This is a genomic window from Microbacterium ureisolvens, from assembly GCF_015278315.1.
GTDB lineage: Bacteria > Actinomycetota > Actinomycetes > Actinomycetales > Microbacteriaceae > Microbacterium > Microbacterium ureisolvens.
On the sequence record NZ_JADIJE010000014.1, the window covers coordinates 92,379 to 104,906 of the forward strand.

Annotated in this window: 11 protein-coding genes and 2 tRNA genes; 9 read left to right on the top strand and 4 right to left on the bottom strand. The window is 68.1% G+C overall.

The features are described from left to right. Nucleotides 1-8 precede the first annotated feature (8 nt). Genes yidD through rpmH form a run of 3 tightly spaced genes read right to left on the bottom strand, consistent with a single transcriptional unit; the run spans nt 9 to nt 846 of the window. Nucleotides 9-365 carry a membrane protein insertion efficiency factor YidD gene (gene yidD, locus IM767_RS18045; RefSeq protein ID WP_109208723.1) on the bottom strand — a complete coding sequence of 119 codons (357 nt, stop codon included), beginning with the start codon at nt 363-365 and terminating at the stop codon, nt 9-11. Beyond that, nucleotides 362-700 carry a ribonuclease P protein component gene (rnpA, locus tag IM767_RS18050; RefSeq protein ID WP_109208724.1) on the bottom strand — a complete coding sequence of 113 codons (339 nt, stop codon included), beginning with the start codon at nt 698-700 and terminating at the stop codon, nt 362-364. The genes yidD and rnpA overlap by 4 nt, the downstream gene beginning before the upstream one ends. Before the next feature lie 8 nt (nt 701-708). After that, a complete protein-coding gene (gene rpmH / locus IM767_RS18055; protein WP_022879826.1) occupies nt 709-846 on the bottom strand; it encodes a 50S ribosomal protein L34 in 138 nt (45 codons plus the stop codon). A 308-nt stretch (nt 847-1,154) separates the two neighbouring features. Between rpmH and dnaA the strand changes: the two genes are divergently transcribed. The 7 genes from dnaA (at nt 1,155) to IM767_RS18090 (ending at nt 11,510) form a co-directional block, all read left to right on the top strand. Further along, on the top strand, nt 1,155-2,597 hold the full coding sequence (dnaA, locus tag IM767_RS18060; RefSeq protein ID WP_109208725.1) for a chromosomal replication initiator protein DnaA: 1,443 nt from the start codon (nt 1,155-1,157) through the stop codon (nt 2,595-2,597). 478 nt (nt 2,598-3,075) lie between these two features. After that, nucleotides 3,076-4,230: a DNA polymerase III subunit beta gene (dnaN, locus tag IM767_RS18065; protein WP_109208726.1), complete on the top strand. Its 1,155-nt coding sequence runs from the start codon at nt 3,076-3,078 to the stop codon at nt 4,228-4,230. A gap of 209 nt (nt 4,231-4,439) precedes the next feature. After that, complete coding sequence (gene recF / locus IM767_RS18070) at nt 4,440-5,705, top strand: DNA replication/repair protein RecF (protein ID WP_109208727.1); 1,266 nt, start codon at nt 4,440-4,442, stop codon at nt 5,703-5,705. Next, a complete protein-coding gene (locus IM767_RS18075; protein ID WP_239453096.1) occupies nt 5,698-6,243 on the top strand; it encodes a DciA family protein in 546 nt (181 codons plus the stop codon). Before recF ends, IM767_RS18075 begins: the two co-directional genes overlap by 8 nt. Nucleotides 6,244-6,364: 121 nt before the next feature. Beyond that, complete coding sequence (gene gyrB, locus IM767_RS18080; protein WP_109208728.1) at nt 6,365-8,395, top strand: DNA topoisomerase (ATP-hydrolyzing) subunit B; 2,031 nt, start codon at nt 6,365-6,367, stop codon at nt 8,393-8,395. Nucleotides 8,396-8,463: 68 nt separating this feature from the next. Further along, on the top strand, nt 8,464-11,109 hold the full coding sequence (gene gyrA, locus IM767_RS18085) for a DNA gyrase subunit A (protein WP_109208729.1): 2,646 nt from the start codon (nt 8,464-8,466) through the stop codon (nt 11,107-11,109). Continuing rightward, the gene (locus tag IM767_RS18090) at nt 11,106-11,510 is read left to right on the top strand and encodes a DUF3566 domain-containing protein (protein ID WP_109208730.1); all 405 of its coding nucleotides are present in this window, start codon (nt 11,106-11,108) and stop codon (nt 11,508-11,510) included. The genes gyrA and IM767_RS18090 overlap by 4 nt, the downstream gene beginning before the upstream one ends. 37 nt (nt 11,511-11,547) lie before the next feature. Here IM767_RS18090 and IM767_RS18095 read toward each other — a convergent pair whose 3' ends face one another. Beyond that, nucleotides 11,548-12,273, bottom strand: a complete 726-nt coding sequence (locus IM767_RS18095; protein WP_198426110.1) for a VIT1/CCC1 transporter family protein — start codon at nt 12,271-12,273, stop codon at nt 11,548-11,550. 73 nt (nt 12,274-12,346) lie between these two features. Here IM767_RS18095 and IM767_RS18100 point away from each other — a divergent pair. Next, nucleotides 12,347-12,420: transfer RNA gene (locus tag IM767_RS18100), tRNA-Ile, on the top strand. Between the two features lie 11 nt (nt 12,421-12,431). Then, a tRNA-Ala gene (locus tag IM767_RS18105) sits at nt 12,432-12,504 on the top strand. The last annotated feature ends 24 nt before the right edge of the window (nt 12,505-12,528 follow it).

Consider the following 12,528-nt stretch of genomic DNA (forward strand, 5'->3'; position numbering starts at 1 on the left):
GCGGAGGATCAGTCCTTTCCGGTGGGGGCGGGCACGACGAACCCGTGGCGGGTCAGCGCGTGCCGGAAGTTCTTGCGGGGCGGCACGTCGTCGACGCCGCCGACCGCCCAGGGGTGGCAGCGCGCGATGCGCGCGGCGGTCATCGCGGAGCCGACGACGGCCCCGTGCTGCTGGACCGCGCCGACGGCGTACGCCGAGCACGACGGGTAGTACTTGCAGACGTCGCCGTAGGCATGCGAGATCGTGGCGCGGTAGCCATGCAGCAGAGCGAGCACCGCGTTGCGGGGGAGCAGCGGAACGCTGCGAAGAGCATCGGATGCCGAGAACTCGGCTTCTCCGAGCGCGTAGGCGGGAAGGACGCTCATGCGGCTGCCCTTCGTGCGAGGCACTTCTCGACGTCGAGGCGCAGATCGGCGAACGACGCGGATGCCGCGCTCGGCAGCGCCCGGATCACGATGTCACTGCCCGGCGCCACAGCCTCGATCGACTCGAAGCACAGCGCCTTCAGCCGGCGACGGACGGTGTTGCGCACGACCGCGCCACCGACCTGCTTGCTCACGATGAAGCCGAACCGCGCCGGACCATCGGTCACGACGCGGTTGACATAGGTCACAGTGTGCGCTCCGGCACACCGACGACCCCGACGGACGACGGCCTTGTACTCCGATCCGCGGGTGAGTCGGTTCGGCCTCGCGAGCACCGCTCGGCTCAGGCCGAGAGCTCGGTGCGCCCCTTGGCGCGGCGAGCCGAGAGGATCGCGCGGCCGGCGCGCGTGCGCATGCGGGCGCGGAAGCCGTGCTTCTTGGCGCGGCGGCGGTTGTTGGGCTGGAAGGTGCGCTTGCTCATGGGGACTACTTCCGATCAGGTGTCACCGGGACGCTCGACCGGGGACGTGTGTACAGGGGCGACTGCCACGAGGGCATAAGTCAACCGATTAAGGCTACGTCGAGACGCCCGAGAACTCAAACCGGGGGAGAACGTGTAATTATGCACCGCCCCGGCATTCCACCCTGGCACCGACACGCAGGGCGGTTCTACAGTGGAGTTTGCTCACGCGATGCCTCCTGACTTAGCGTGGCTCCGGCAGTTATCCACAGGCCTGGACCGTTGTTTCCGCGGCCTCCGGTGGAATCATTCGACAACCCGGGGGGGCCATGACACCGCACGATGTTCCAGATGTACCGGTCTGGACGGCCGTCCTGGACGAACTCGTGCGAGACGATCGCATCACCCCGCAGCTGCATGGCTTCATCAACCTGGCGGTGCCGCAGGGCGTGATGGGCGGGACGCTGTATCTCGACGTCCCGAACGACCTCACCGCCGCGCAGTTCACCAAGCGCATGCGGGCTCCGATCCTCGAAGCGCTCACCCGCGTCGCCGAGGACGTCCAGGATCCCGCGTCGAACTTCCGCGTCGTCGTGAACCCCGAGCTCGCGGACGCGCACCTGACCGCACCCATCCCGATCGCGTCGACGGCGACCGCTGCACCCGTCATGCAGAGCCCGGCCCCCGTCGGGCGCGCGCCGCTGGAAGAACCGGTGGACACGGCATCCGTCTCGCGCAGCGACACCCGGCTCAACCCGAAGTACACGTTCGACAACTTCGTCATCGGTCAGTCCAACCGCTTCGCCCATGCCGCCGCGGTCGCCGTCGCCGAGGCGCCGGCCAAGGCGTACAACCCGCTGTTCATCTACGGCGACTCGGGCCTGGGCAAGACCCACCTCCTCCACGCGATCGGCGACTACGCGCTGAGCCTCTACGCCGGCATCCGCGTCAGGTACGTCTCGAGCGAGGAGTTCACGAACGACTTCATCAACTCGATCGCCAACAACCGCGGCTCGGCATTCCAGGCACGGTATCGGGATGTCGACATCCTCCTCATCGACGACATCCAGTTCCTGCAGGGGCGCGCCGAGACGCAGGAGGCGTTCTTCCACACCTTCAACCAGCTGCACGACCACGACAAGCAGGTCGTGATCACCAGCGACGTGCCGCCGAAGCACCTCACCGGCTTCGAGGACCGCATGCGCAGCCGCTTCGAGTGGGGCCTCATCACCGACGTGCAGGCGCCCGACCTCGAGACGCGCATCGCGATCCTCCGCAAGAAGGCGCAGTCCGAGAGGCTGCACATCCCCGACGAGGTGCTCGAGTACATCGCCACCGTCGTCTCCAGCAACATCCGCGAGCTCGAGGGCGCCCTCATCCGCGTCTCGGCGTTCGCGAGCCTCAATCGCTCGACGCTCGACATGTCGCTCGCGCAGACGGTGCTGCGCGACATCGTCGATCAGGACGACGCCAACGTCATCTCGCCGACCGACATCATCACGGCCACGGCGGCCTACTTCAAGCTCACCGTCGACGATCTGTACGGCTCGAGCCGGTCCCAGCAGGTCGCGCAGGCCCGCCAGATCGCCATGTATCTGTGCCGTGAGCGCACGAGCCTCTCGCTGCCCAAGATCGGGCAGCTCTTCGGCAACCGCGACCACACCACGGTCATGTACGCGTACAAGAAGATCAGCGAGCTCATGAAGGAGCGCCGCTCGATCTACAACCAGGTCACGGAGATCACCGCGCAGCTCGGCCGCAACGGTCGCTGACGTTCCCCTACCGCACCAGATGGGTCCTCGCGTTACGACGCGCGGACCCATCGGCGCATATGCCCGAAGAAGTTCTTGACACCCGCCGCAGGCAGGGCCATCATTTCGGTTCTTCACAGTGTGGAAAACCTGTGGATAACTCTCACAAGCTGCGGAAACGGCTGTGAACGGCGGTCGAACGCCTGTGGATGAATGACGGATGCCGGAGGCACCGGCATCCGTCTCTCCGGAGTCCATCCGCAGCCGGTCCACAACTCACACTCTTGTGGTTTCCATGTGCCGACTGGCAACGCGACGGTTGTCCACAGTTTCCACAGCCGTTAACACCATGACAAGAAATCTCTTTGATGAAACCCGTCCGATCACCTTTGCGGTGGACAGCGGATCGGGCTCATCTCGGACTGGCAATCTTCGGGGCTGGCACTAGCATGAGAACCCCGAGCCCGCAGACTGCGGGACTGCTGCAGAGGGAGCGTTCGTGAAGTTCCACGTCAACCGCGATGTGTTCAGCGAAGCCGTGTCGTTCGTCGTCAAGCTCCTCCCGCAGCGCAACCCCCAGCCGATCCTCGCCGGCGTGCTGATCGAGGCCACCGAAGAAGGCCTGTCGCTCGCCGCCTTCGACTACGAGGCGTCGGCGCGTACGACGATCGAGGCCACGGTCGATGAGCCGGGCACGATCCTGGTCCACGGCCGCCTGCTCTCCGACATCGCCAGCCGCCTGCCGAACGCCCCGATCCAGATCGAAGTCGATGAGGACGGCGGCATCCTGCTGACCTGCGGCTCCGCCCGGTTCACGCTCGCCTCGATGCCGGTGCAGGAGTACCCGGCGATCCCCGAGGTCACGGGTGACTCCGGCCTCGTGCCGGCCGAAGACTTCGCGACCGCCATCGCGCAGGTAGCCTTCGCCGCCTCGCGCGACGACGTCACCCCCGTGCTCACCGGCGTGCAGCTCGAGGTGTCGGGCACGACCCTCAGCCTCGTCGCCACCGACCGCTACCGCGTCGCACTCCGCGACATCCCGTGGGACGGCGGCGGTGCCGCGTCCGACGAGTCGACGACCGCGCTCGTCCCCGCCCGCACCCTCACCGAGGTCGGCAAGACCTTTGCACACGGCGGCGACATCTCGATCGCCTTCTCGGGATCTGGCGACCGCGAGATCATCGCCTTCACCGCCGGCAACAAGACCGTGACGTCGCTGCTCATCAAGGGCAACTTCCCGCCGGTGCGTCGCCTGTTCCCCGAGCAGACCGAGCACCACGCGGTCGTCAACACCGCCGAGCTCGCCGAGGCCGTGCGCCGGGTGTCCCTCGTGCTCGACCGTTCGGCGCCGCTGCGGTTCACCTTCACGACCGACAGCGTGTCGATGGATGCCTCGGGCACCGAGCAGGCGCGCGCCACCGAGTCCGTCGACGCGACGCTGCTCGGCGGCGACGAAGTGACGCTCGGCCTGAACCCGCAGTACCTGCTGGAGTCGCTCGGCGCGGTGAAGAGCGAGTTCGTGCGGATCACGTTCACCTCGAGCGAGAACGCGAACAAGCTGAGCCCCGTGCTCATCACGCCGCAGACCTCGGTCGACCGCGCCGGTTCGGACTCCTTCCGCTACCTGCTGCAGCCGAACCTCCTCCTGCGCTGACCGTTCTCTTCACCCCGCCTCTCGACCGACTCAGCCTCGCGGTGGTCGAACCCGAGGTCGGGCAGATGCCGGCGAGCGGATCATCCGGAGAGCGCGCGGGCTCGGGACTGGCGGGCGCCACCGGCGACGCCGATGCCGCGGGTACGCGCGCCGGAGGATGATCCGCGCAGCGGGGTCGTAGCGTCGGCCCCGATCATTAGGCTTGTCCGGTGATCGTGGAGCATCTGAGTCTGGTCGACTTCCGCAACTATGCGGCCGCCGACGTCGACCTCCGCCCCGGTCCGAACGTGTTCGTCGGCCGCAACGGTCAGGGAAAGACGAACCTGGCCGAGGCCATCGGCTTCTTCGCGACCCTCGGCTCTCATCGGGTGTCGAACGATGCGCCGATGGTGCGCGATGGCGCGGATGCCGCGATCATCCGGGCTCGCCTCGCCCACGGCGAGCGTCGTGTGCAGCTCGAAGCCCAGGTCAACCGCCAGGGTTCGAACAAGGCGCGCGTCAACGGCTCCCCTGTGAAGACGGCCGAACTCCCGCGCTACGCCCAGGTCGTGCTGTTCGCCCCCGAGGATCTGCAGATCGTGCGCGGCGACCCGTCTGCGCGCCGGCGGTTCGCCGATCAGCTGCTGGTGCAGCGCGCACCGCGCATGGCCGGCGTCATCGCCGACTACGACCGTGTGCTCAAGCAGCGCACGGCCCTGCTGAAGTCTGCGAAGGCCCGCGGGGTCCGCGGCGACGCCCTCTCGACCCTCGACGTGTGGGACGACAAGCTCGTCACGCTCGGCACGCAGCTCATCGCGGCGCGGCTCGCCCTCGCCGCGGACCTCGCGACGCCGCTCGCCGCCGCGTACACCGCGATCGCGGGGGCCGATCACCGTCCCGAGATCGAGTGGGCGCTGTCGGTGGCGGGCGCCGACACCGGCGAGGACGGCGATCCGGCGTCGGCTGCGGCACCTCCCGCCGCGGGGGCCGACACCGCCCCGCACCAGACGTCGACCGAACGGATCGCCGACCTCTTCCGTCAGGCCCTCGCCGCCAAGCGGACTTCCGAACTCGAGCGCGGGCTGACGCTCGTCGGTCCGCATCGCGACGACCTGCTGCTGCGGATCCGCGGTCTTCCGGTCAAGGGCTATGCGTCGCACGGCGAGTCCTGGTCGGTCGCGCTGTCGCTGCGGCTCGCCTCGGCCGAGCTGCTCCGCGCCGATTCGCGCCTGGGCGACCCGGTGCTGATCCTCGACGACGTGTTCGCCGAGCTCGACGCCGACCGCCGCGCGCGCCTGGCCGGTCTCGCCGGCGGGTACGAGCAGGTGGTGGTGACGGCCGCGGTCGAGGGTGACGTGCCCGAGGCGCTGCGCGCCCGCATGGTGCGCGTCGAGGCCGGCACCATCGTCGAGCCGGCCGACCCTGCGACAGGCTCAGGGACCGCAGAGCCGGCCGACCCTTCGACCAGCTCGGGGACCGGGGCGAACGATGCCTGAGTCGTCCGATCAGCAACAGGATGCGGCATCCGTCTCCCGCGCCGAGCCGCCCGCCGACCGCACGGCGGTGCCGGAGACCATCGCGACCTACCTGCGCCTGCGCGGGCTCGAGCCCTCGGCGCGGTCGTATCGCAAGCGCCGCCGGCGCACCGAGGACGACGAGAACATCCCGTTCGCCCCCGGACGCGACCCGCGAGGCGTCGGGGATGTGCTGGCCGACCTGACCCGGGAATCGGGCTGGGACGCGCAGCTGGCCCGTGAGGACGTGGTGCGTGCGTGGGCCGAGGTCGCCGGAGAAGACACCGCGCGCCACACCCGCCCGGTCGCCTTCTCGGAAGGCACGCTGACCGTTCAGGCCGACTCCACCGCGTGGGCGAAGCAGCTTCAGCTCATGCGTGCTCAGATCCTCTCGGAGATCGTCCGGCGCTTCCCCGAGGCGGGGGTCGACGCGGTCCGCTTCATCGGGCCTGACGTCCCCTCCTGGAAATGGGGTCCCAGAACGATTCCAGGGCGGGGCCCGCGCGATACCTACGGATAAGTCACGTCAGGAGCCGTCCGGATCGATTTCCGGGCCGCACAGGGCCGTAGAAGCCGCGTGATCGGGCCGTTACCCGATAGACTGTCGGGGTCCCGCCGAAGGATTTGGAGCCATCGCGAAGATGACGTCTGACAACCCCGAGAACGTTTCCGAGGAACCCGAAACGCCCGATCGGGCTCCCAGCGACTACGGGGCAGACGCCATCCAGGTGCTGGAGGGGCTCGAAGCCGTCCGCAAGCGCCCCGGCATGTACATCGGCTCGACCGGTGAGCGCGGTCTCCACCACCTCGTGTACGAGATCGTCGACAACTCCGTCGACGAGGCCCTCGCCGGCTTCTGCGACACCATCAACGTCACGATCCTGCCCGACGGCGGCATCCGCTGCGTCGACAACGGTCGCGGCATCCCCGTCGACATCCATCGCACCGAGGGTCGGTCGACCGTCGAGGTCGTGCTGACCGTTCTGCACGCCGGCGGCAAGTTCGGCGGCGGCGGGTACGCCGTCTCGGGTGGTCTGCACGGCGTCGGCTCGTCGGTCGTGAACGCACTGTCGACCCGCCTCGATGTCGAGGTGAAGCGCCAGGGCAACGTGTGGCGCCAGTCGTATCGCGACGGCGGCCAGCCGCAGGCGCCCCTTGCCAAGGGCGAGCCGACCGAAGAGACCGGCACCACGATCGAGTTCTGGCCCGACGACACGATCTTCGAGTCGGTGAACTTCGACTACGACACGCTGCGGACACGCTTCCAGCAGACCGCGTTCCTCAACAAGGGCCTGCGCATCACGCTGGCCGACGAGCGGCCCGAGTCGACGTACGTCACGGATGCCGAGGGCGGCGGCTCCGAGGAGCGCCAGCCGTTCGACGACTTCTACTACGAGCGCGGTCTCGTCGACTACGTCGAGTACCTCAACAAGGTGCGTCACGCCGATGTCGTCAACGACGAGATCATCGAGATCGAGTCGGAGGACACCGTCCGCCACATCTCGCTCGAGCTCGCGATGCAGTGGACCACGAGCTACACCGAGAACGTGTTCACCTTCGCCAACACGATCAACACCCACGAGGGCGGCACGCACGAGGAGGGGTTCCGGGCGGCGCTCACCACCCGCATCAACGCCTACGCGCGCGACAAGAACCTCCTCAAGGAGAAGGACGACAACCTCACCGGCGACGACATCCGCGAGGGCCTGACCGCCGTCATCTCGGTGAAGCTGTCCGAGCCGCAGTTCGAGGGCCAGACGAAGACGAAGCTCGGCAACACCGAGGCGAAGGCGTTCGTGCAGAAGGTGGTGGGCGACCAGTTGGCCGACTGGCTCGACCGCAACCCGGTGCAGGCCAAGCGCGTCATCACGAAGGCGATCGACGCGGCGACGGCGCGCATGGCCGCCCGCAAGGCGCGTGAGACCGCGCGCCGGAAGAGCGTCTTCGAGTCGGCCGCGATGCCCGACAAGCTCAAGGACTGCACCAGCAAGGACCCGTCGATCAGCGAGATCTTCCTCGTCGAGGGCGACTCGGCCGGCGGTTCGGCGGTGCAGGGCCGCGACCCGCACACCCAGGCGATCCTGGCGCTGCGCGGCAAGATCCTCAACGTCGAACGCGCCCGGCTCGACAAGGCGCTGGGCAACCGCGAGGTGCAGGCGATGATCCAGGCCTTCGGCACGGGCATCGGCGAGGACTTCGACATCGACAAGGCGCGCTATCACAAGATCGTGCTGATGGCGGATGCCGACGTCGACGGCCAGCACATCACCACGCTGCTGCTCACCATGCTGTTCCGCTACATGCGCGGGCTCATCGAGGCCGGGTTCGTCTACCTCGCGATGCCGCCGCTGTATCGCCTCAAGTGGACGAATGCGGCGCACGAGTACGTGTACTCCGACAAGGAGCGCGATGCGCTGCTGGCGGACGGCCTCGCGAACGGCAAGCGGATCCCCAAGGAGGGCATCCAGCGCTACAAGGGTCTCGGTGAGATGAACGCCAAGGAGCTGTGGGAGACCACGATGGACCACACCACGCGCACGCTCCGCCAGGTCACCATCGACGACGCGGCCGCCGCCGACGAGATCTTCTCGGTTCTCATGGGCGAGGACGTCGAGTCCCGCCGCACGTTCATCCAGCGCAACGCCAAGGACGTCCGCTTCCTCGACATCTGACCGGGATGCCTCTCCCCGGTCGTTGAGCGAGCGCCAGCGAGACGAAACGAAACGAAGAAAGAGCCACGATGGCAGACGACGAGCGTCCCGACCCCAACGCCGACCACGATCACGGCCGCATCGACCAGGTCGACCTGCAGCTGGAGATGCAGCGCAGCTACCTGGACTACGCGATGGCCGTCATCATCGGCCGCGCGCTGCCCGATGTGCGCGACGGACTGAAGCCCGTCCACCGCCGTGTGATCTACGGCATGTACGACGGCGGCTTCCGCCCCGACAAGTCGTTCTCCAAGTGCGCGCGCGTGGTCGGCGAGGTCATGGGCCAGTACCACCCGCACGGCGACTCGGCGATCTACGACGCCCTCGTCCGCCTCGTGCAGCCGTGGTCGCTGCGATACCCGCTCGCCCAGGGCCAGGGCAACTTCGGCTCGCCCGGCAACATGGGCGCCGCCGCGCCGCGGTACACCGAGACCAAGATGGCTCAGCTCGCGCTCGAGATGGTGCGCGACATCGAAGAGGAGACCGTCGACTTCCAGCCGAACTACGACGGCCAGACCCAGGAGCCGTCGGTGCTGCCGTCGCGGTTCCCGAACCTGCTGGTCAACGGTTCGGTCGGCATCGCGGTCGGCATGGCCACGAACATCCCGCCGCACAACCTCCGCGAGGTGGCCGACGGCGCGCTGTGGGCGCTCGAGCACCCCGAGGCCTCGCGCGAGGAGCTGCTCGAGGCGCTCATGGAGCGCATCCCGGGCCCCGACTTCCCGACCGGCGCGCAGATCCTCGGCACCAAGGGCATCCGCGAGGCGTACCGCACCGGGCGCGGCTCCATCACGATGCGCGCGGTCGTCTCGATCGAAGAGATCCAGGGCCGCACGTGCCTGGTGATCACCGAGCTGCCGTACCAGGTCAACCCCGACAACCTCGCCGTCAAGATCGGCGACCTCGCCCGCGACGGCAAGATCACCGGCATCGCCGACATCCGCGACGAGACGTCCGACCGCACCGGCCAGCGCCTCGTCGTGGTGCTGAAGCGGGATGCCGTCGCCAAGGTCGTCCTGAACAACCTGTACAAGCACACCCAGCTGCAGGAGAACTTCGGCGCGAACATGCTCGCGATCGTCGACAGCGTGCCGCGCACGCTGTCGCTCGACGGCTTCATCTCGCTGTGGCTCGACCACCAGATCGACGTCATCGTGCGCCGCACCGCCTACCGCCTGCGCAAGGCCGAGGAGCGGATGCACATCCTGCGCGGCTACCTCAAGGCGCTCGATGCGCTCGACGAGGTCATCGCGCTCATCCGCCGATCGCCCTCCGCGCAGGAGGCCAACGAGGGTCTGCAGCAGCTCCTCGACGTCGACGAGGTTCAGGCCGACGCGATCCTGCAGCTGCAGCTGCGTCGCCTGGCCGCCCTCGAGCGCCAGAAGATCATCGACGAGGCCGCCGAGCTGGAGCTCCAGATCGCCGACTTCCAGGAGATCCTCGCCACGCCGCAGCGTCAGCGCGACATCGTGCGCGACGAGCTGACGGCCATCGTCGAGAAGTTCGGCGACGAGCGCCGCACGCACATCCTGCACGGCTTCGACGGCGACATGTCGATGGAAGACCTGATCCCCGAAGAGGAGATGGTCATCTCCGTCACCCGCGACGGGTACATCAAGCGCACCCGCAGCGACAACTACCGCCAGCAGCACCGCGGCGGCAAGGGCGTCAAGGGCGCGCAGCTGCGCGCCGACGACGTCGTCGAGCACTTCTTCGTCACGACGACGCACCACTGGCTGCTGTTCTTCACCAACAAGGGCCGTGTGTACCGCGCCAAGGCGTACGAGGTGCCCGAGGCCGGTCGCGACGCGAAGGGCCAGCACGTCGCGAACCTGCTCGCCCTCCAGCCCGACGAGGAGATCGCGCAGATCCTCGACATCCGCGACTACTCGGTCGCGACGTACCTGGTGCTCGCCACGCGCAGCGGCCTGGTGAAGAAGACGCGCCTCACCGAGTACGACACCAACCGCCAGGGCGGCATCATCGCCATCAAGATCCGCGGCCAGGTGCCAGACGAGGGCGACGAGGTCGAGGCCGGCCCCGAGGACGAGGTCGTCAGCGCGCTGCTGGTCGACGAGGGCGACGACATCCTCCTCATCAGCCGCCACGGCATGTCACTGCGCTTCTCGGCGACCGATTCCGCGCTTCGCCCGATGGGCCGCTCGACCTCGGGCGTGAAGGGTATGGACTTCCGCGCCGGCGACAGCCTGCTGTCGGCGTCGGTCGCCACCGACTCCGGCTACGTGTTCGTCGTCACCGAGGGCGGCTACGCGAAGCGCACCGCGGTGGACCAGTACCGCGTGCAGAACCGTGGCGGACTGGGCATCAAGGTGGCCAAGCTGAGCGAGGATCGGGGCGATCTCGCGGGCGGTCTGATCGTCTCGGAGGACGACGAGGTCTTGGTGGTTCTTGCCAGCGGCAAGGTGGTACGCTCTGCCGTGGCCGAGGTCCCCGCCAAGGGTCGAGACACGATGGGTGTCGTGTTCGCCCGCTCCGGCGACGACGATCGCATCCTCGCTATCGCTCGCAACGGCGAACGCGGCCTGGCTGAAGAAACCGAGGACGCATCCCCCGACGGCGCCGCAGAAGCTCCATCCCCCGAGACCGCTGCAGAGAACGACGCTGCCGGGCCGGACGCCTCGCCCGATACCCCCGAAGAGAGCACTGACGCATGAGCACAGTAGCCGACAAGCTCGCCAAGAAGTCCAGTCACAAGACCAGCGCCAAGCAGGTGCGCCTGCGTCTGGTGTACATCGACTTCTGGTCCGCCGTGAAGCTGTCGTTCCTCGCCGCGATCGCCATCGCGGTGGTGACCGTCGTCGCGTTCGTGATGGTCTACCTGGTCGTCTCGACCACCGGCCTCATCGCGAAGGCGGACGAGTTCTTCGCCAGCTTCTCGGACGGCAGCATCCTGCTGTCGGACTTCGTGAGCTTCCCGCAGGTGCTGGCGTTCTCCGCCGTCGTCGCGATCCTGAACCTCGTCGTCGTGACGGTGCTCGGCGCCGTCGTCGCGGGCATCTACAACCTCGCCGTCAAGGTGACCGGCGGCCTCCTGGTCGGCTTCACCTCGAACTGACGGTTCGACGCTTCGTGCATTCCGCAACGCCACGAGATCACACCACGGTGGTGCCGAGCAGGGTGCCGATGAGCCAGGTCGCCGCGAGTGCGAGCGCGCCGCCCAGCACGAGACGAGTCGCCGCCCGCAGGCGCGGAGCGCCGCCGAGGGTGGCGGAGACGGTGCCGGTCGCTGCGAGGGCGATGAGCACCGCGACGAAAGTGACGGGCACGCGCCACTCGGGCGGCGGCAGCAGGATCGCCAGGAACGGCAGCAGCGCGCCCAGGGTGAACGCCACCGCCGACGAGATCGCAGCGTGCCACGGATTGACCAGGTCGTCCTGATCGATGTGGAGCTCGACCTCGAGGTGGGCGGACAGCGCGTCGTGCGCGGTGAGCTCGGCCGCGACCTGGCGAGCGGTGGCCTCGGTGAGCCCTCGTTCGCGGTAGAGCTGGGTCAGCTCCTCGAACTCCTCCTCCGGCATGTCCCGCAGCTCACGGCGCTCCTTGGCGATGAGCGCGCGCTCGCTGTCGCGCTGACTGCTCACCGACACGTACTCGCCGAGCGCCATCGAGATGGCGCCGCCGACGAGACCGGCGATGCCGGCGGTGAAGAGCGCGGCGGTGTCGGTCGTCGCGCCGGCGACGCCCACGACCAGGGCCGCCACCGAGACGATGCCGTCGTTCGCGCCGAGCACGCCGGCGCGCAGCCAGTTCAATCGCTGCCCGAGGCCGATGGCGTGCGGCTCGTTCGCATGAGGGTCAGCGGTCACCTGCCCAGTCAACCAGCCGATTCGTGAAATCGGGATTCCTCAGGTAAAGTCTTGGAGGTTGCGGAGCGCAAGCGAAGCAGCAGACGGGGCTATAGCTCAGGCGGTTAGAGCGCTTCACTGATAATGAAGAGGTCCCAGGTTCAAGTCCTGGTAGCCCCACCGTAAGCCCCGGGGCCTTAGCTCAGTTGGTAGAGCGCCTGCTTTGCAAGCAGGATGTCAGGAGTTCGAATCTCCTAGGCTCCACACTCCGAAGCCGGTTCCCAAGAG